Origin of the sequence: Acinetobacter sp. LUNF3, assembly GCF_022699605.1 — a bacterium.
Classification (GTDB): domain Bacteria; phylum Pseudomonadota; class Gammaproteobacteria; order Pseudomonadales; family Moraxellaceae; genus Acinetobacter; species Acinetobacter johnsonii.
Genome location: NZ_CP093968.1, coordinates 2,143,995 through 2,163,588 on the forward strand (window position 1 = coordinate 2,143,995; position 19,594 = coordinate 2,163,588).

At 41.4% G+C, this 19,594-nt stretch carries 14 protein-coding genes, 6 tRNA genes and 1 pseudogene; 6 read left to right on the forward strand and 15 right to left on the reverse strand.

The genetic code is table 11. The features are described 5' to 3' along the window. Nucleotides 1-25: 25 nt before the first annotated feature. Nucleotides 26-3,964, reverse strand: a complete 3,939-nt coding sequence (gene hrpA, locus MN200_RS10425; RefSeq protein ID WP_242759356.1) for an ATP-dependent RNA helicase HrpA — start codon at nt 3,962-3,964, stop codon at nt 26-28. Nucleotides 3,965-4,308: 344 nt separating this feature from the next. Here hrpA and ahpC point away from each other — a divergent pair, with 344 nt between their 5' ends. The 3 genes from ahpC to MN200_RS10440 all read left to right on the forward strand — a co-directional run bounded on the left by ahpC (nt 4,309) and on the right by MN200_RS10440 (nt 6,502). After that, nucleotides 4,309-4,872, forward strand: a complete 564-nt coding sequence (gene ahpC / locus MN200_RS10430; protein ID WP_242759358.1) for an alkyl hydroperoxide reductase subunit C — start codon at nt 4,309-4,311, stop codon at nt 4,870-4,872. A 205-nt stretch (nt 4,873-5,077) separates the two neighbouring features. Continuing rightward, nucleotides 5,078-5,809 (forward strand): hydroxyacylglutathione hydrolase, encoded by a 732-nt coding sequence (gene gloB / locus MN200_RS10435; protein WP_242759360.1) that lies wholly within the window; start codon nt 5,078-5,080, stop codon nt 5,807-5,809. 489 nt (nt 5,810-6,298) lie between these two features. After that, the gene (locus tag MN200_RS10440) at nt 6,299-6,502 is read left to right on the forward strand and encodes a hypothetical protein (RefSeq protein ID WP_004696295.1); all 204 of its coding nucleotides are present in this window, start codon (nt 6,299-6,301) and stop codon (nt 6,500-6,502) included. A 130-nt stretch (nt 6,503-6,632) separates the two neighbouring features. Here the strand turns inward: MN200_RS10440 and MN200_RS10445 are convergent. The 8 genes from MN200_RS10445 to MN200_RS10480 all read right to left on the reverse strand — a co-directional run bounded on the left by MN200_RS10445 (nt 6,633) and on the right by MN200_RS10480 (nt 9,863). After that, nucleotides 6,633-6,717: transfer RNA gene (locus MN200_RS10445), tRNA-Leu, on the reverse strand. Between the two features lie 33 nt (nt 6,718-6,750). Then, a tRNA-Trp gene (locus tag MN200_RS10450) sits at nt 6,751-6,824 on the reverse strand. 35 nt (nt 6,825-6,859) lie between these two features. Further along, nucleotides 6,860-6,944 (reverse strand) — tRNA-Leu (locus MN200_RS10455). Nucleotides 6,945-7,133: 189 nt separating this feature from the next. Beyond that, nucleotides 7,134-7,218 (reverse strand) — tRNA-Leu (locus tag MN200_RS10460). A 33-nt stretch (nt 7,219-7,251) separates the two neighbouring features. Beyond that, nucleotides 7,252-7,325, reverse strand: a tRNA-Trp gene (locus tag MN200_RS10465). Nucleotides 7,326-7,360: 35 nt separating this feature from the next. Further along, nucleotides 7,361-7,445, reverse strand: a tRNA-Leu gene (locus MN200_RS10470). Between the two features lie 107 nt (nt 7,446-7,552). Then, complete coding sequence (locus MN200_RS10475; protein WP_242759362.1) at nt 7,553-8,377, reverse strand: protein kinase; 825 nt, start codon at nt 8,375-8,377, stop codon at nt 7,553-7,555. Further along, nucleotides 8,352-9,863 carry a DUF3336 domain-containing protein gene (locus tag MN200_RS10480; RefSeq protein ID WP_242760524.1) on the reverse strand — a complete coding sequence of 504 codons (1,512 nt, stop codon included), beginning with the start codon at nt 9,861-9,863 and terminating at the stop codon, nt 8,352-8,354. Before MN200_RS10480 ends, MN200_RS10475 begins: the two co-directional genes overlap by 26 nt. Nucleotides 9,864-10,067: 204 nt before the next feature. On the opposite strand from MN200_RS10480, the gene MN200_RS10485 reads away from it, so the two are divergent. Continuing rightward, a complete protein-coding gene (locus MN200_RS10485; protein WP_058869921.1) occupies nt 10,068-10,940 on the forward strand; it encodes an ATP-binding protein in 873 nt (290 codons plus the stop codon). A 161-nt stretch (nt 10,941-11,101) separates the two neighbouring features. On the opposite strand, the pseudogene MN200_RS10490 reads toward MN200_RS10485, so the two are convergent. Both MN200_RS10490 and tsaD read right to left on the reverse strand, forming a co-directional pair. Further along, nucleotides 11,102-11,769 (reverse strand): annotated as a pseudogene (locus MN200_RS10490) (isochorismatase family protein). 546 nt (nt 11,770-12,315) lie between these two features. Next, a complete protein-coding gene (gene tsaD / locus MN200_RS10495) occupies nt 12,316-13,332 on the reverse strand; it encodes a tRNA (adenosine(37)-N6)-threonylcarbamoyltransferase complex transferase subunit TsaD (protein WP_005400624.1) in 1,017 nt (338 codons plus the stop codon). Nucleotides 13,333-13,477: 145 nt separating this feature from the next. On the opposite strand from tsaD, the gene rpsU reads away from it, so the two are divergent. Both rpsU and MN200_RS10505 read left to right on the forward strand, forming a co-directional pair. Next, complete coding sequence (gene rpsU, locus MN200_RS10500) at nt 13,478-13,693, forward strand: 30S ribosomal protein S21 (RefSeq protein ID WP_001136722.1); 216 nt, start codon at nt 13,478-13,480, stop codon at nt 13,691-13,693. Between the two features lie 33 nt (nt 13,694-13,726). Further along, complete coding sequence (locus MN200_RS10505) at nt 13,727-14,173, forward strand: GatB/YqeY domain-containing protein (protein WP_058869922.1); 447 nt, start codon at nt 13,727-13,729, stop codon at nt 14,171-14,173. Nucleotides 14,174-14,343: 170 nt separating this feature from the next. Here the strand turns inward: MN200_RS10505 and MN200_RS10510 are convergent, their stop codons facing one another. The 4 genes from MN200_RS10510 to MN200_RS10525 form a co-directional block, all read right to left on the reverse strand. Then, a complete protein-coding gene (locus tag MN200_RS10510) occupies nt 14,344-15,783 on the reverse strand; it encodes a M48 family metalloprotease (RefSeq protein WP_058869923.1) in 1,440 nt (479 codons plus the stop codon). 84 nt (nt 15,784-15,867) lie between these two features. Further along, complete coding sequence (locus MN200_RS10515; protein ID WP_114392854.1) at nt 15,868-16,836, reverse strand: D-glycerate dehydrogenase; 969 nt, start codon at nt 16,834-16,836, stop codon at nt 15,868-15,870. Nucleotides 16,837-16,838: 2 nt separating this feature from the next. Continuing rightward, nucleotides 16,839-17,504 carry a hypothetical protein gene (locus tag MN200_RS10520; RefSeq protein WP_058869925.1) on the reverse strand — a complete coding sequence of 222 codons (666 nt, stop codon included), beginning with the start codon at nt 17,502-17,504 and terminating at the stop codon, nt 16,839-16,841. A gap of 132 nt (nt 17,505-17,636) precedes the next feature. Next, nucleotides 17,637-19,523, reverse strand: coding sequence for a M48 family metalloprotease (locus tag MN200_RS10525; RefSeq protein WP_201784306.1), 1,887 nt, complete (start codon nt 19,521-19,523; stop codon nt 17,637-17,639). Between the last annotated feature and the right edge of the window lie 71 nt (nt 19,524-19,594).

Here is a 19,594-nt window from a genome sequence, read left to right on the forward strand (position 1 = left end):
ACTCCTTCTTTAAATTACCTATATCTTAACTGATTCCAAGTTTTTCCCATACTTTTTGCAAGCGAGTCGGAGAAATGGGCATCTTTGTCTTCATCGGTTGAGAGAATAAAGAAATCCGAAACTCCTCAACCATGAAATACAATTCTTTAAGGCGAGTGTCATTTTTAAACTTAAATAATTTTTCCATCCACGGGTCAACTTGATCAATGGCAGAATTATCCCTCTGTAGGTTATTGGGCAGGCGCTCCAAACGCAAGACCAATGCTTTCAAATATCGAGGAAATTCAAGCCAAATATCGGAAGATTTCACATAAACAAAATTTGATAAGCACATCAAATCTAGCTGATCTTCAACATCATCAATATTTTTCCCAAACACAGCATCATCTAAAACCAACAGTTTTCGACGTATATCCTGCCATTGAATATAGATCTCTGTCACATCTGCCAGTGCTTTTTGCCCATGGGTCAGAAAAGTTTTTTTGACATTTGCAACCAAGTTTTCAAACTCTTGTGCGTTGACAGGCAGTTCATTGATCGACATTTGCAGTGTGGCATAAACTAACATTTGTTCCAGCTGCACCTTATCGCCCAAAGGTGAATACGCCAATGCCAACGGTTTGGAAATTTGCTTTTTCAACTGACGAACCAAATCCCCCAGTTGTATATGCACCAAACGGAGTACACCCTCACGGTGCTGTTTAGTTGCCTCAGCTTGATCATTAAAGGTCTGAATCACCACACTAGACTCATCCTTTTGTTCCAGTGCCGCAAAGGCCTTGGTCGGGACTAAAGCTTGATACTGCTTCACCACCACACCCGTCACTTTTTGTGATGCTTCAAACACAAAATTTTCAGGAAAAGTTTGGAACTCACCTTTGAGCTGTTTGACTGGACTATGAGTTTCTGTTCGACAGCGCGCTTTTAACTCAGACAAGTCACGACCTTGTTCAATCACACGGCCTTTGTCGTCAATGACTTTAATCAACGGCAATAAATATTGTTCAACCCGCTCAAAGCTAAAGTCTTTTTCAGAGATTTGTTCGCCACGCAACTGGAAGGCTAAAAAGCTAAAAATATGCTGCTGCAAATGCATCGCATCTACTTTCGCCATTAGCTTTGCAGCCGTATCAGGGATAGGCACCAAATGACGTCGTTTATCTTTAGGCAGCGCCTTGAGTAACGCCTCCATTAAATCCTGACGCCAACCGGGAATACCCCAAGACCACAAGTTTTCATCCACCTGAGGCAAAGCTTGCAACGGAATTTTTACTGTTGCACCATCTTCGTCATGGCTTGGATCAAAACGGTAACTGGCCGCAAGGCGCAGTTCACCATTGCGTAAAAAATCGGGAAATTGCTGCGTGGTTGGACGGTCGTTCAGCCATAGCGCATCATCATCGATAAATAAATAACGTGGGTTTTGCGGTTCAACCGTTGCGCGCCAGTCTTCAAAACTACGACGACTTGCGACCTCTTCAGGAACTTTAGCCGCATAAAACTGGTAAATAGTCTCTTCATCCACCACCAAATCACGGCGGCGTAGCTTATCCTCGACCCGCTCTACTTCTTCAAGTTTAAGCAGGTTGTGTTTTAAAAATGGTGGCGTAATGCCCAAATGCCCTGTCGTCAGTGCATCTCGAAGGAAAATTTCATGTGCTGCAACATGGTCGACTTTTTCATAGTTGATTTGACGTTTCGGCTCAATAATTAAGCCAAATAGTGAAATTTGGTCATAGGCATTGACCACACCTGCTTTTTTCGACCAGTGCGGCTCAAAATAGTGGTGCTTCAGCAAATCACCTGCTGCAAGCAAAATCCACTCAGGTTCAATTTTTGCTAGTGTACGAATGTAGACCTGTGAGGTTTCTACCATCTCAAAAGCCATGACCCAAGGCGTATTGGTCTTATGTAAGGTAGATGCTGGAAAAATGCGGGCCTTTTGCTGACGCACCGCCATAAACACATTGCGTTCATCGGTTTTATTGGCAATAAAAGACAACAAACCTGTTAAAAGTGCACGGTGTAAATTTTCATAACTGGCTTTTTTCTCATTAAAAGACAGCTTTAAGCCTTTTGCCAAATCAACCAATTGCTCATGAGTTTTCTTCCACTCACGTAGACGCAACCAACTTAAAAAGTGATTACGCGCAAAAGTACGGCGTTTGTTTTCACTCATGTCTCGGTTGGCAACCAGCGCTTCCCAAAGTTTGATATAAAATAAAAAGTCAGAATCGGCTTCACGGAACAACGCATGTTTTTGATCTGCCTGCATTTGTTTATCTGCAGGGCGTTCACGTGGGTCTTGTACGGCCAAAGCGGCAACGATTACCAAGACTTCATTCAACACACCAAAATGTGCCCCACCCAAAATCATACGGGCCAGACGTGGGTCAATTGGCATTTTGGCCATCTGTTGACCAATTTTGGTTAAATCTCCTTTACCCCTCCCTTTGAAAAAGGGGGATTGAGCGGGATTGTCTTCAGATGAATCTCCCCCGCCTCCTCTTTGCAAAACAGGGGGTTTACTTTTCTCCGTCATTGCCCCAAGTTCAACCAACAACTTACGACCATCGTTAACTAAACGATGATCTGGCGGCTCAATGAAATCAAAATCTTCTAAAGCCCCCAGCCCTAAACTTTGCATCTGCAAAATCACTGAAGCTAAGTTCGTTCGCTTAATTTCGGGTTCGGTAAACTCTGGGCGGCTTTGAAAGTCTTCCTCAGAATACAAACGAATACATACACCTGGGGCAATACGACCACAACGACCTTTACGCTGATTTGCTGCGGCCTGAGAAACTGCTTCAATCGGTAAACGCTGTACGCGTGAACGATAGTTATAGCGAGAAATACGCGCAAAACCACTGTCAATCACATAACGAATATTGGGTACAGTCAACGCTGTTTCTGCAACGTTGGTGGCGATAATAATGCGTCGCCCACCACCCGATGGATTAAAGATTTTTTGTTGTTCAGCCAAGGCCAAGCGCGCATATAAGGGTAAAATTTCTGTATGCCGCGGCCCATGCTTTTGCAAAGTTTCTTGTAATTCACGAATCTCTTGTTCAGTGCTGGCAAAAATTAAAGTATCGGCATATTCAGGATGGCCTTTTTCTTGTGCATCCCTAAAACATTCCTCCACAGCTTGCACGACAGCACGAGGTAGATTTTCTTCAAAGTCATCAAACTCATCATCATCACTACCGACAATGCTCATCTCAGATACAGGGCGATAACGTAGTTCAACAGGAAAGCTACGACCTTCTACTTCAAAAATAGGTGCATTGTTAAAGTACTGACTAAAACGGTTTACATCTAAAGTTGCCGAAGTGATGATGACTTTTAAATCTTTACGGCGAGGCAAAAGTTGTTTGAGATACCCCATGATAAAGTCGATATTAAGCGAACGCTCATGCGCTTCATCGATAATAATGGTGTCGTATTTATTGAGATAACGGTCATTGGCCAACTCTGCCAGCAAAATACCATCTGTCATTAAACGAATGATCGAATCCTGCGACCCTTGTTCATTAAAACGAACTTTAAAGGAAATCGACTCACCAAGTTTCTCACCAACTTCTTCCGCAATACGCTGGGACACACTACGTGCAGCCAAACGACGTGGCTGTGTGTGACCAATCAGACCAGTTAAACCACGCCCTGCTAGCATCGCAATTTGCGGTAGCTGTGTGGTTTTACCTGAACCTGTTTCCCCTGCAACGATAATCACTTGATGCTCTTGAATGGCATCAATTAACTTATCTGCATACTGCGTAACAGGCAGGTCTTGATTCAGTTTAATATTCGGAATGCGTTCAATACGCTCTAGAACTTTTAAATGCGACTGTTCAAATAATGCTTGATATTGCTTTTCGTTGGCATCTTTTCCTTTTTTGAGTCGGTTTAAACGATGACGGTCTTTGACCATCACCAATTGCTCTATATTTAAAGGACGCTGCACAGAAAAAATACCTACATCAAAAACATCAATCGCTTAGTTTACGTGGTAATACAGCGAAGCGAAAGTACAGCATAATTTTTTAATTTTAACTTTTTTTCAAATATCCCCTTGAATTTTAAGCCTAGGGACATCATGTCTGTAAACGAGTTGCGGAATAGACGATTTTGTCATTTAGTCATCATATTTATCATGCTAAATGAACAGAATGATCACATTCGCTGAAATAGTCTGGAGTCAGATTCGGTTTTTCCGATTCTTGTAATGTAAAAATACTGTTTCAGCAATAACAAAAATTTCGATACCCTATTCAACATTAAATACAAACCCCAATCATGGAGACAATGATGAGCTTGATTAATACTGAAGTAAAACCATTCGCAGCTACTGCATATCACAACGGCCAATTTGTTGACGTAACTGAAGCAGATCTTAAAGGCAAATGGTCTGTAGTATTCTTCTACCCTGCTGACTTCACTTTCGTTTGCCCAACTGAACTTGGTGACCTTGCTGACAACTACGCTGAATTCCAAAAATTAGGCGTGGAAATCTACGGTGTTTCTACTGACACTCACTTCACTCACAAAGCTTGGCACGACACTTCTGAAGTTATTGGTAAAATCCAATACCCATTAATTGGCGACCCAACTTGGACTCTTTCTAAAAACTTCCACGTTCTAATCGAAGCTGCTGGTCTTGCTGACCGTGGTACTTTCGTAATCGACCCAGAAGGTAAAATCCAAATCGTTGAAATCAACGCTGGTGGTATTGGTCGTGATGCTCAAGAATTACTTCGTAAAGTTAAAGCAGCTCAATACGTTCACGCTCACCCAGGTGAAGTTTGCCCAGCTAAATGGAAAGAAGGCGAAGCAACTCTTGCTCCTTCAATCGACCTAGTAGGTAAAATCTAATCTAAATTAGATTGAACACATAAAAAACCACGCTTTTTAGCGTGGTTTTTTTATGGCCAAGATAACAGTACAATATGACAAGAAAGAGAAAAATACAGAACAATAAACACCTATCCTCTATGCTCTGTAAATGATTCATGACTGGAATTCAGTGCGTGTACCCGCTACAGTAGAGTGAATATATGCAGCTCTTTGAAGAAGAAAAATGACTTATCAAGTTCATATGATTGATGTGAAAAACCAACTCCAAAACTATATTTGGCTGCTGGAACACAGCTCATCAAAGCAAGTCGTGGTGGTTGATCCAACTGAGGCTGGATTAGTTGAAGATTATTGCACTGAACATGGCTTAAACATTGCTCAAATTTGGCTGACTCATTGGCATAAAGACCATATTGGCGGTGTCGCTGACCTGATTGCGAGTCGCAATATTCCTGTGTATGGACCACGTGAGGAATTATCTAAAATTCCATTCATCACCCATGCATTGATGGATGATGACTATTTCTCGTTTCATGATTTACATGTCGACGTTTTAGCAGTTCCTGGCCACACACTGGGCCATATTGTGTACTTTATTGAATCTATCCAGACTTTATTTTGCGGTGACACCCTGTTTGCTATGGGCTGTGGGCGAGTGTTTGAAGGTACACATGAGCAGATGTACCATTCGCTTAATCGTTTAGCGGCTTTGCCTGCCGAAACCAAAGTCTATTGTACGCACGAATACACGCTCTCTAACGCGAAGTTTGCCAACCATGTCGAACCAGACAATATCGCTATTCAAGAGCGTTTAGACCGTGTCGAAACCATGCGCTATTTGGGTCAATGTAGCCTTCCTAGCAGTATTGAGATCGAACTCGAAACCAATCCTTTTTTACGTACAGAAAATGTTGAAGAGTTTAAACGACTGCGTGATCTGAAGGATCAATTTTAATTGGTTCCCCCCCTTATAGAGACTGCTAACGAACGCAGTCTCCTATTATGTATGTATGCTTCTATTGAGTTAAAATGATCAGTTGGAACTCCCCCCTTAAACTTTAAGCTCTCAAAATTTCAACCAATGCAGTTTCAAGCCACACGATGCCAGAATCGAATGATCACGAGCAAGGCTGTTTGAGAATACTGTCTCAAAGTACCCAGCCTTTGAAAAAAATCATTACATTTCTATTTACGATAAAATATTTCTCTACTACGAACGCACATAATTCTAAAGTCTTGAGATTCATATCAAAATATTATTATTTTTCATCATGATAAAATTATTTTAAACAATAAAATACTCTCATTTATGCTTTCTACATACTTTCACCTTAGTTTAGATTGCTTTAAAAAGAGACAAAAACAAAAATATATAAAAAAATCCCCTTTAAAAAAGCGTGAAATATCCCTATTAATAATTTATCAGTGAAAAAGGAATATCCTCGTGAAAAAAGTAGTGAAAGCAAAAAACCTCATCGCCTTTCGTATTTGGCTAGAGAAATTAGGTTATTCAGTTAAAACTTTAGCAGACAACCGTGGCTTTACTTTTAGCTTTAAAAAAGAATATGGACTGGTGACTTGCGACCTAGCGGGCAATAACTTAGCCATGCAGCTCGGTGAAGAATTCGAAGACCATTTGAAAGCCTAAAATTGCTCCATACTTACTTCGCGTGATGAATCAAAATTTAGCCCCTTAAAGGGGCTTTTTTTATATATGAATCATCTATTAAATTTTAGGCAATAAAAAAGCAAGGCTTTATACCTTGCTTCATTACTGATGGTGGGGACGGAGAGACTCGAACTCTCACACCTTGCGGCGCTGGAACCTAAATCCAGTGCGTCTACCAATTTCGCCACGTCCCCATCAGGGTGCTAACTTTGCGTTAGACTTTAAGTTGGCAGAGGATCAAGGATTCGAACCTTGACGAACGGTTTTGGAGACCGTCATGCTACCATTACACCAATCCTCTATTGCCTTATAAACCATCTTAATTCAAATGATTTATGGTGGGGACGGAGAGACTCGAACTCTCACACCTTGCGGCGCTGGAACCTAAATCCAGTGCGTCTACCAATTTCGCCACGTCCCCAATGGCTGTGTATATTATAGCGATAGAAACTATATGACAAGCGCTTTTATAAGCAATCACCCGCTTTTCTGTCATAAAATCGGCAGTTGAATCTATTTTTATGCTTTATCTATATAAAAAGGCTATTCAGTTCTTCACTAAATTTTAGGCAATAAAAAAGCAAGGTTTAATACCTTGCTTCATTACTGATGGTGGGGACGGAGAGACTCGAACTCTCACACCTTGCGGCGCTGGAACCTAAATCCAGTGCGTCTACCAATTTCGCCACGTCCCCATCAGGGTGCTAACTTTGCGTTAGACTTTAAGTTGGCAGAGGATCAAGGATTCGAACCTTGACGAACGGTTTTGGAGACCGTCATGCTACCATTACACCAATCCTCTATTGCCTTATAAACCATCTTAATTCAAATGATTTATGGTGGGGACGGAGAGACTCGAACTCTCACACCTTGCGGCGCTGGAACCTAAATCCAGTGCGTCTACCAATTTCGCCACGTCCCCAATGGCTGTGTATACTATAGGGATCATTTTCGCATGACAAGCAATTTTTAAGAAAAACACACTCATTTGATTAAATAAGAAACAAAAATCATATACTTGGCTTTTTCTCATTCAATTTCAGTCATTAAGCATCGTTTTGCAGCCATGGTGTTTTGCCATCTTTGGCTTTTTTGCTTAGCTAAAAGTCCATGTAATAGTGGACTAAAACCCTGAAAAGGTTCTGGAAGCGCTATCTTCAAAAACTGACAGTGTAAATACGCCCAATCTTGGTAGCTTGATGCCTGCAAACGTTGATCAGTCAACCACTCAAGTAGAATGATCCCGAGTGCATACAGGTCTGTTTGTACGGTCTTTGCTTCACCATGAAATAATTCAGGTGCCATATAGCGCGGTGTCGCCGTTAGAGCCTTTTGACAGCTTATTTCACCAATTCTTTGGCTCTGCTCAAAATCAATTAACTTACATATAGAACCATCTAGCAAAAAATGCGAAGCTTTCAAATCAGCATGAATCCACCCCATCTGATGTAATTCTTCAACAGCATTCAGCATTTTAAAGATGATATGAATGACATGATCTCGACTTAAGTGACGGGGATTCGCCATAAGTAATGATGGAACATTTTTTAAGATGAGTGCGACTTTCACCTGCTCTGAGTGAAGCTCAAAATTTTCAAGGATTTGCACTTCAGGCAAGAACTTCGGCAGTTGCAGCATCGCAAGTGCATGTTGATAAAAACTAAGTTCAGTGTCAAAGCCGTTAATTAGCACCACATGCTCTGATAGCGACTGATACTTTAACCAATACCCCTGCCCTGCAACTTCAAAGCGATAAAGCCTTCGCCCCCAGCCCAAACGCTGAGTCGGAGTATGAAGCAACATCGCGAGAGCATTTAATTCTTGACGATTAAACTGCCAAGAATTCGGATTCATTCATCTCTGCCATATCCAATGCAGTTAAGACCTCTAAACAATGTTGTATAGTTTTCCCGACACGAGCATGTGTTTCAATCATTGAGATTTTTGGCCAAGTTGCACGTTCGCCTTCACGTTGTAAGAGTTTAAATAAGTGTGGTCTTGGATTTTGCAGCATATAGCTATAATGGCGCAGGCCATATTTCCCTACAATGTTTACATCGCCATAATAACGCTGATCGACCACGCCATAGCCATGATCCAGTAAACGACGAATCGGTGGAATCATACCCACACGCTCACGCGCAAAGTCCATCACCCCTTTACTAATCACTTTACCCTGTCTGCGTACAATCCGTTCAGGCCAGCTCAACATGTCTTTCCGAAACCGCGCTTCATCTGACTGCATAAACGGCACCACATGCGGGTTCACTTGACTGGCAATGGTGTAGTTTAAATTGTATAAACGCGCCATTTTTTCCTGCGGAAAATCGCTACGCACGCTGCCATCAACCCAGCGAGTAGAAGACATATAGGGGGTATATAAGCCATCATGTCGTTTACTGGTGAGCTTGACTGGCGGAAATAGAATCGGCACTGCACAAGACGCGAGTACCGCACTCCATACCAATAAGTCAGGTGAAGTAAAGGTATTCATAATGCGTGGATTTTGTGAGGCATCATAAGGTGCAACCGCGACATTGTTATACAAGCCTGACTGCTTAAATGCCTCTTCAAAGGTAACGTCACCCAAATTTGCAATTAAAAAGTTTTTTAAATGCTTTACATCCGCTAAACCACCATTGCCCTTTAAGACCTCACGAAAGCCTCGAAATTGAAAAGCATCGGTGAAAAAGTTTTCACCATTTAAGATGCTTAGCATTTCTGCAGGCGTTGCTCGCCCCAGCATCGCTGTCATAATCGCACCTGCACTTGAACCAGACAGCACTTTCGGCATCAGGTCTTGCTCAAGCAAAGCCTTGCACACCCCTGTATGAAACAGTCCTAATGTTGCACCGCCTGAAAACATCATGGCTGGTTGCCCAAAAGCTTTTTGACAGTGCTGAAAAAATTCAATTTTTTGCTGTTTATCTAAATACTGGCAATCCGTAGATGCTACAAATGCTAAACCTCGACTAACTTCTTCAATATAGTCTTCAATAATTTTCTTGGTGCCGACATAGGTTGCAGTAAACAGCATGGGGTGAGCAATATTGGCAATGTCATAACTCAGACCTTCACGTAGTAGGTACATTAAATCGGTCGTACGCTTTTGTTGGCGATAACGCTTCAACAAACCCAAACGATGGGTAATCACTTCTGCATCGAAATAAGGTGAACAGTTGTCATACTTCCACTCTTGCGCCCCTGACTCTTCATCAATTCTAAGTGCAATGCTTTTCCACTCAGTATAGTTCTCTGCCTGAGCCAATTGGTTTTTCAGTTTTTTGATTCGATAGGCTTGGTGCGGGTTGATTTCCCGTGTGAAATCTTTAAACAACATATTCATACTCACCCACTTTTTTTGTTTTCCTAAAATTTCACTGACATGTTCAACCGTCAGTCTAACTGACTATGTGCAAATTATGTGAGCATTACAATTGCCATTTCAAGCCTAAAATTGGCAAATCTGCACCACGTTAAGGGTTTGATACGACTAGATCGGATGTTAAGATCGACGACAAGTGTAATTATAAGCTGATTAATCATGGCGACCATTGACCTACCGAACAATATCTTAGAAGCACTATCGACTGTACTCCAACAACTACAGCAAAGCCTACCAGAAGTTAAACAAGCACCTGATTTTTCAGCGATTGCCTTTAAATGGGAAAATGGCGAGTTAAAAGCCATTCATCAGCTCAAACGAATCGAATTAAATGATTTAAAAGGCATTGAGCGTCAAAAAGAAAAAGTACTGCAAAATACAGAACAGTTTCTTAATGGTTTACCTGCCAATGACGTTCTGCTGACGGGCTCTCGCGGGACAGGCAAGTCCTCTATTGTGCGTGCTTTATTAACGGAATACGCAGAGCAAGGCTTAAGGCTGATTGAAATTGAACGTGATGATTTATCCGAACTGCCTGAAATTCAAAATCTAATTGCAGAGCGCCCTGAAAAGTTTATTGTGTATTGTGATGACTTGGCTTTTAACGCCGAAGATGAAAACTATCGCAGTTTAAAAAGTGTGCTGGATGGGTCTTTGCAGTCAGGTTCAAGTAATTTTATTATCTATGCCACCAGTAACCGTCGTCATTTGCTGCCTGAGTTTATGCATGAAAACACGCCTGTGACTCGAGTCGACGTACCGCAGTACACTGAACTACATCCACAAGAAGCGATTGAAGAAAAAATTTCACTCTCCGATCGTTTTGGATTATGGCTGTCTTTTTATCCAATGGATCAAAACTTATATTTGGACATTGTGCAGCACTACTTAGCAAAAGCTCAAATCTCCATGGACGATATGGTACGAGCCGAAGCGCTTCGTTGGTGTCAAGCGCGTGGACAACGCTCTGGACGTGCCGCGTATCAATTTTCTAAACACTGGGTCGGTTCACAACAATTAAAACAGCTTTAGGATAAAAATACTGATCGGCGCTTAAGCATCTATTTTATTTCAATTATTTTTATATTTAATAGTTCATTCTGATCAAAGAAATAACCTAAATTTCGCATTAGAATTTGGGTTATTTCTTTGAAAATTAGGGATAAATATCAGTTCAAATCGGTTTGATCTGATTATTGATATTTATCTAAGTTTGTTACTGGCCCATCTTTAACCACAGCTTGTGCTTTTGCATAACTCTCCATTAAGCATTTATATTCTGGGCAGACATGATCTGAAAGAATTTCAGCAAAACGGGAGCCTTCTGGACGGTTCCAAGTACGCATTAACTCGGCCACAATCGCAAAAGTATCAGTTGGAATTGCGCCCGCTTGGGTCACACGAGCAATTGATGTATCTGTGGCTAACTTGCTCCAGTTGCCTGATGCATCCACAACACAATAGACGTTATAACCTTCTTTACGAGCGCTTACAGCAGGGAAGTCATACATACACTGGTCAGCGTTCCAGCAATAATCAGTGTCTTCCTACCCGTTTTTTTAACTTCATCTACAAATAAGGGATTGTCCCAAGTATTAATTTGTCCAGTACGTGGTACATAAACTGCATGCGGAGCAAAGTGGTGAATTTCAGGAATTAAAGGGCCATTGGGGCCGTCAGGTACAGAAACCGTGGTAATTACAGGTATATTTAATAAAGTTGCTGCTTTTGCAATTGCAATCACATAATTGCGTAAGTCGGGTACAGGTACATCGCGTACGGTATTAAAAAGTCCACTTTGATGGTCAATCAGTAGAATTATCGAATCATCAGGGTCTAGCATTCCATTAGTAGCCACCATGGGTAACACCTCTAAAATTTTCTTCTAATTATGTACTTCCATTGTTGTAATGAAAGTTCCTAAGACAGACCGTCATAGCTTTGTGATTTATACGACCAAGATATTTTTAATTAAATCTACATCTGCCTTTCATATAAACTAAAGAATATCCTTAAGCTCAGGAAGCTAAATCATCTTACGTGTTGTAATTGGCCTTCGTGGCTTTGAGTTTTATCCTCGTATAGAAATAAAAACTTAAGAAAAATACAAACTCTTAATATTAATCAATACCTTAAAACCATATAAAATAGAATTTCAATTGAAGTCAAAATACTCAAAGTTTTAATCTTTTGAGATCAATCAAAAACTACGCTAGGCATACTTATCCCCAATTTCTATGGATAAACCTATGGGTAAATACTTTTAACTTGATGCTAAGCTACATTTAAGTAAGTCAAAAAATATTTTTAAAGTCTAAGCAGCGTTTTTTGAAAAGCCTTGTGATAAAGACCTAAATGTAAAAAAGCCCAACATTCAGTCAGGCTTTAAGCTTATCAAATGAAAGTCTTAGACTTCACTGGGATTAGTCAACTCAGTCATTGGCCAGCGTGGTGTTGTCGTTACTGCCAAACCGTCATGCTGCCCTGCTTTTAAGCGCTGATAACCAGCAAAAGCAATCATGGCACCATTGTCCGTACAAAGTGCAGGTTCGGCATAGTAAACCTGAGCACGAATCTTGGTTAAATCTGCTTCCAAACGCTCTCGTAAACGTTTATTGGCACTGACACCACCTGCAATCACTAAACGTTTTAAACCTGTTTGCTTCAGCGCTTTCACAGATTTTTTAACTAAGGTATCCACGATGGCTTCTTGAAAACTCGCTGCAATATCCGCATCACGGTTTTCATCACCTAATTTTTTCATTTGCACAGATACGGCTGTTTTTAAACCACTAAATGAAAACTCCAAACCTTGATGCAGCATTGGGCGTGGGAAAGCAAAGGCATTCGGATCACCTTGCTCAGCTAGTTTTGAAATATTTGGGCCACCTGGATACGGTAACCCCATCATTTTCGCAACCTTATCAAAGGCTTCACCTGCAGCATCATCAATCGACTCCCCCAACAATTCATACTGCCCAATACCATAGGCAGCCATCAGTTGAGAATGTCCACCTGAGACCAAAAGTGCTACAAAAGGAAATTCTGGCGGCGTTTCCGATAAAAGTGGTGCCAACATATGCCCTTCCATATGATGCACACCAATTGCAGGTTTATTTAAAGCAAAGGCCAAAGTTCGACCAAACAGCGCGCCTGTCATCAACGCACCCATCAAACCTGGGCCACGCGTATATGCCACGGCATCAATTTCAGATTTTTTTACACCACTTTCTTCAAGCAGTTGATTCATCAATGGAATCAGCTTACGCACATGGTCACGCGATGCCAACTCTGGTACCACACCACCATACTCTGCATGCAGTTTAATTTGGCTGTACAGCACTTGCCCACGCAAACCCGACTCGCTGTCATAAAGGGCAAGTCCTGTTTCATCACAAGATGTTTCTAAGCCTAAAACGATCATTAAACTGCCTATAACCTGTATCAAATCTATTGCGTGAACCATTATAGACTTGTGGTATGAGATGTAAATGAGTAAAATACTGACCTTCACTTGTGATCAGGGCAATGTCGCCCAGATCTTATCCATAACTTAATGAGGATTCTTCATGCCACAAGTTAAATTGAAAGAAGGCGAACCAGTAGACGTAGCTATCCGTCGTTTCAAACGTTCATGCGAAAAAGCGGGCGTTTTAGCTGACGTTCGTAAGCGCGAATTCTACGAGAAACCAACTCAAGAACGTAAGCGCAAAAAAGCTGCTGCTGTTAAACGCTACCAAAAGAAATTGGCGCGTGAATCAGTACGTACTACTCGCCTTTACTAAGATTAATTTGTGATTGACTGCCTGGACTAAATAATGACTACTTTAAAAAGCCAAATAACTGAAGTTTTGAAAGCCACTATGCGTGCTAAAGAAATGGATAAGTTAACGGTAATTCGTGGTCTACAGGCAGCAATTAAGCAAATCGAAGTCGATGAGCGCAAAGAACTTGACGACGCTCAAGTTCTTGCGGCCATTGAAAAACAAATTAAACAACGTAAAGAATCGATCAAAGCCTTTGAAAGTGCTGGTCGAGAAGATTTAGCTAGTAAGGAACAAGCCGAACTTGAGGTTTTATCTCAATTTCTACCAGAAGCTATGACTGAGGAAGAACTTGATTCCATGATTGCGCAAACGATTGCAGCGCAAGAAGCTACTAGCATGAAAGATATGGGTAAGGTGATGAATTCTCTGCGTCCGCTCATAGCCGGGCGCGCCGATCCTTCTCAAGTTTCAGCAAAAATTAAAGCAAAACTGGCTTAATTTAAAAAATTTTTAAATCGATTACGTTGAACTGACCTTAAAAAAGGCAGTTCAAAGTTCTACTTTGTATAAAAATTATTATTCTTCTTTTTATTTTATCTCTTCATTCTCAGCCTTAAAACAACTTCCGACTTGTCTCCGCTTACCCCTCTATTTGCAATGCCACTTTTCTAAGCTCTAAATTGTCGATCCTTTTGCATTTGGGTTAAACGCGTTTTAATGGTCGCTGACATTGATTCATTATCTTTCACTAAACGCTGAGCATGCAATAAAGATTTAATCGCCTCTTCTTCAAAGCCCGACCAAAACTGCACTTCAGCCCGATAGCGCAAAACATTAATGGTATGCATTGGCGATTTTTTATCTAAACTCGCGGCTTGCTGCATCAGTCTCCACGCATTCACATCACGCGGATTATTTTTCAAAAACTGATTGAGTACAGGCTGCGCAAGCTCAGGTCGATTTTGACGAATATAAACTTCAGCCAATTTATAATTTAAAGCCCGATTTTCAGGCATGATGCTCGCAGGTGATTGAATCACCGCTAAAGCCTCATTCACTCGATTTTGTCCAAGCAAAATATCAGTTTGAATTAAGGTTTGTAGATTATGTAATTTCTGATGTGACTTGGCCTGATCTAACACTTGTTGAGCAAGCTTATAGTCACCTTGTTTAAGGTAAAAACTAGCCAAAGCCAGTTGTGCTGCATAGCTGTTACGACTCACCAACATCTGTAGTTGCTGTTCTGTCGCCTGATTCGAGATCACCATGGTATACAGCTTCAATATTTCAAAGTCTTCATCACGCCAAGTAGATTTCACTTTAGGCAACTGATTCGCTCTAAGTCTCGCTTCACTCATTCGCTCAGTCGTGAGTGGGTGTGTGAACCAAAAGTCTGGTAAAAAACTCACGCGACTAGTTGCACGGTGCATCACTTCAAAAAAATCAGCCATACTTTGCGGGTTATAACCAGCGCTATACATGTACTGCATCCCTATACGGTCAGCTTCACGCTCTTGGTTACGACTATAAGACAGCTGCTTGTCCATGAGTGCGGCTTGCGTACCCACCATTACCGCTGAACCGACATCACCATCGGCTTGAGATGCAACCAAAGCACCAACCAAAATTCCTGCTAGCGCGAGTAATCCCTGCCCCTTAAACGCCTCTTGCGAACGACTGTAGTGGCGCTGTGTGACGTGCGCAATTTCGTGCGCCATTACGCCAGCAACTTCATCCATATTATTGGCATTGGTAATCAAACCAGCATTTAATGCAAACAAACCACCCGGGACTGCAAAGGCATTAATTTGCGGGTCATTAATGACCACCAGACCAATTGGTTGGCCAAGCTGGGTTTGACTCAAAATGCTTGAAAAAGCATTCATCAGTTGATCTTCTAGCCACGGATTTTGCGTAACAGGTAGCTGACGCTGTACTTCACGATAAACTTTTTCACCAATATAGCGCTCGTTATATTGATCAATAAAACCTATACCCGAACCAATCTCAGGCACATTAAACTGTGGGGCATTCGTAAGAAATTGACCTTCTGCAAAACCAACAGTCGAAATAAGACTTAAACTGCACGCACACAGAAAACGCTTCAACCCTCACCCCGACTTTATTTAAAGGAATCGAATGACTATAACATTGATAATTGAATGAAAATGCAATGAAGTGTTATCAAATTTTTATCTAAATTCAGGATTCACCACATATTGAGGTTGGCCAGCCTCCAACGCTTTCACCAAGTTTTGGTAAGCCAACTCTGCCATTTTTTTACGTGTTACAGACGTTGCTGAACCGACATGCGGTAACGTCACTACGTTGTGAAGCTGGAACAGTGCCGAATCTTGCAAGGGTTCTTTCTCATAAACATCCAAACCTGCTGCAAAAATTTGCTTTTGCTCCAAGGCCCGAATAAGTGCCTGCTCATCCACCACGGCACCACGCGAAATATTTACAAAAACAGAATGAGATTGCATTTTCTTAAAAGCTTCTGCATCAATCAAATGCTGCGTATTCGCGTTTAGATCAACCGCTACGACAATGAAGTCCGATTGCTCTAACAGCTCATCTAATTCGCAAAAACGTGCATTTAAGGGTTGTGCCAATTCTAATTTTTCTCGGCGTCCGTGATACAAAATATTCATATTGAACCCATGAAAACCACGTCGTGCAATTGCTGCACCAATATTCCCTAAACCAATAATACCCAATGTTTGACCAAAAATTTCCTGACCAAATTGTGCCTGCCCGACAGTACGCGACCACTGACCTGTTTTGGTCCATTGATCCAAATAAGGCACTTGACGCGCCGCACTCATCAACAAAGTGAAGGCCAAATCGGCAGTCGTTTCAGTTAGCACATGAGGGGTGTGGCTGAGCCAAATTTTTGCTTGGTTTAAGTAGTTTAGATCATAGTTGTCATAGCCAACACTAACACTAGATATAATTTTAAGCTGTTTCGCCGTTTCTAGGTTGTTTTGATTCAGTAAACGCCCTGCACCAATCATGGCATCCGCATCCGCAACTTGCTCACGGATTTGCGTATTTACATCACCTACTTTCGGGTTGATAACCACCACGTGATAACGCTGCTCTAGGCGCTGTAATACTTCTGCATCTATTTGACTAAAAACAACGACTTTCTGCTTCATACCTATTCCATATTTTGTTGTTTTGCTCGCATCATGTCCCACAGGGATTTTTTAAGTAATGGCTGATCAAGCATTTCTTGTAAGCTTGCTGCTTGTGTGACTTTTATACCATTAGTATTTGGTATAGAGCCCAATGCAATAACAGTTTTACCCTGACTTAAACCATCAAAGAAACCTTGAATATAACTCTGGACACCGCGCCCATCTTGTAAGTTCAACAAAGGAAAAGGCCAATTCAGTACATACTTTTGCGCTGGTAAGGCTTGCACAATATTTTGCCACAGCTGTTGCTGCTCCAAGCTCAATTGTGTCGCTTCAATGACCAAGGCGCAGTGCTCCAAGGCAACAGCTTGCATCTGAAAAGCCTCAACATGGATGACCTCTCGAACAATTTCTTCTTTTAATGCTGTATCAACTTTTTGTTCAACTGGCTGCGTTGCAATTTCAGCAGGAGGCGCAGGATGTGGAAGCTTATGCTGTGCAGGTGGATGTTCAGGAATACTTTTGGCTTCGGGCTGAGATCGAGGTCGCACAATTTCAGAAATAATCTCAATCGCGCTTTGATCTCGCCAGATCGATGTGGCTACATTTTGTTGAGACGGCAAAAAGTCAGGAACCCACCAATCAATTCCTAAACTCGCCAAAACCTCACGCTGATGCCCGATCATCTTTTACCTTCACACTTCATTCAGTGCATATTCTATCGAGAAATGCTTAGAGATGCTGTTCTTTTCATACTTTATTCGCATAGACAGTATGCAAACATCAAGAGCATGCTAAAGGAAAAATTCACCACTCAATTAAATAATCATCAAGCGATTCTTCTTTTGCATTTGTTCAACGATCTCTTCACTGTCAAAACCGAGACGCCAATAAAGCAACTCCAAAACATCCTGCTCATCTTGGGTAATAATGCGGTCATTCCATAAACAAATTTCAGCCACCCCCAAAATACTCAAACGATCTCGCAGCAGCAGCCCTGCCATATCATTTAAAATTTCGGCCAAATCAATCGGCTCATCTGAAATTTCCGCATACTGCTCTAACTCTTGCACAGTTAAAACTCGACGCAAGATTTTCTCTCGTACCTCCAACTGTGTTTCACTATTGATTTGTTGCACATGTAACAAAGCATCAATTAAACGCACAATCTGCGGTTTAACTTCATCTAGGGCCGCAGGTGTATGTACGGGCAACAAATTCAGCTCAAACTTGACCCGTTCAAGTAGCAGTGCATCTAACAGTCCAATTTCACCGTCTTCTTGAATAATCCTCGCCAACTTTAATAAAAACTGGCGTGCAATTGTCGCTGGCATACCACCAATATTTCGGCATGCTTCATGGAAAATTGAAATATGAACACGACCATCTAGGTTTAACAATGAATCAACAATGGCACGGCTGACTTCAGCCTCAGCAGGAATGAACTCACGAAATTGGCGAATCATCAAAATCGCGACCATCAGCTCGCGTGAACCTGTTGCGGTCTGTAAAGCACGCTGAATTAACTCTGGACGTTCAATATGCGCACGCACTTCAGGGTTCAGCGGTTTAATCGCATCTTTAATGGCAAAACTAATCGGTGACAATCGCAATAAGGGCAAAGGCTGTGGTGAAGTCCAAGGGGCTTGAAAATCCGCATACTGCTCTTCTAAGGAACGAAACAGGCCAAATAGCGGACGGTTGCGCAGTTTTTCTAGGTTTTCCAACTGTATGTCTTGAACCAAATTCGGATTCATTTCATAAATACGCTCTTCAATGCTTGGATGAATATTCATCCAACTTTGCGCACTTAATGAGTTGGCAAAACACATGTGTGCAATCGACTCAGAATATTCACTGTGAATTTGCGAACCTGCGTGATGCACATAGATACGCATCAAGGTTTGAATATTGGCATCATTTTGCATCAGGCGACGTGTTTTCATATCATTTTTTAAAGTACGCCCTCCCAACGTCAGAAACTTAATACAGCGGGTAACCAGCACCCCCAAACTACCAATCAGCCAAATCACACCACCTATTGCGACAAAAGTGGTTTCAAAACTTTGCGACTTTTTATGATGAGTTGAAAATCCCAATTTAGCAATTTTACTGCCCCACTGACTAAAGGTCGTGAGAGCACTATATAAAATTTTTAGCCGTGTATTTTCAGCGGTCTCACCAGATAAAATTTGATTAAACTCATGATTCAATAACCCCGTCAGCTCAAGTTCATCGAGGTTTTGCAGGGCGCCCCACGTTAAAATAATCGCAATATCTTTGGGATAAAAACCAGCGGTTAAGGCATTTACCCCCACTTCATCGGGCAAAACATACACAGCAGGTGTTTCAATTAAAAAAGTATCAGCTAGTTTTTCTGTAATTTTCAGCGCAATACTTTCTTCTGGTGTACTTTCAATCAAACTTAAACGTCGTGCACGCAGTTGCTTGGCCAGACTGTGTCCGCCTGAACGGAACACATACAGCTCATATACCACGGAATAACTCATCACCAAGAGCAATAAACCAATGATATAAATACTCAAGCTATGCCAAAAAATGCTTTGACTCGAATCAAAATAAAAAACCAGCAGTCCAGCCACAGTATTTAAAATAAATAGCGACAAAAGTACCGCAAGCAAGCAGATACTGGCAGACCACAACATATTTTTATTCTTTATGATTGAATAACTTACACCCTTCAATGTAAATCCCTTTTCTTACATTGTTTGAATCAATCCATCATAAATGAAAAAAGCGGGAAACTCCCGCTTTT

Excerpts from the sequence above, each read along its gene's own strand:
- ahpC (WP_242759358.1), top strand. The coding sequence starts at position 4,309 with ATGAGCTTGATTAATACTGAAGTAAAACCATTCGCAGCTACTGCATAT.
- gloB (WP_242759360.1), top strand. The coding sequence starts at position 5,078 with ATGACTTATCAAGTTCATATGATTGATGTGAAAAACCAACTCCAAAAC.
- MN200_RS10475 (WP_242759362.1), bottom strand. The coding sequence starts at position 8,377 with ATGAATCCGAATTCTTGGCAGTTTAATCGTCAAGAATTAAATGCTCTC.
- MN200_RS10480 (WP_242760524.1), bottom strand. The coding sequence starts at position 9,863 with ATGTTGTTTAAAGATTTCACACGGGAAATCAACCCGCACCAAGCCTAT.
- MN200_RS10485 (WP_058869921.1), top strand. The coding sequence starts at position 10,068 with ATGGCGACCATTGACCTACCGAACAATATCTTAGAAGCACTATCGACT.
- tsaD (WP_005400624.1), bottom strand. The coding sequence starts at position 13,332 with ATGATCGTTTTAGGCTTAGAAACATCTTGTGATGAAACAGGACTTGCC.
- rpsU (WP_001136722.1), top strand. The coding sequence starts at position 13,478 with ATGCCACAAGTTAAATTGAAAGAAGGCGAACCAGTAGACGTAGCTATC.
- MN200_RS10505 (WP_058869922.1), top strand. The coding sequence starts at position 13,727 with ATGACTACTTTAAAAAGCCAAATAACTGAAGTTTTGAAAGCCACTATG.
- MN200_RS10515 (WP_114392854.1), bottom strand. The coding sequence starts at position 16,836 with ATGAAGCAGAAAGTCGTTGTTTTTAGTCAAATAGATGCAGAAGTATTA.
- MN200_RS10520 (WP_058869925.1), bottom strand. The coding sequence starts at position 17,504 with ATGATCGGGCATCAGCGTGAGGTTTTGGCGAGTTTAGGAATTGATTGG.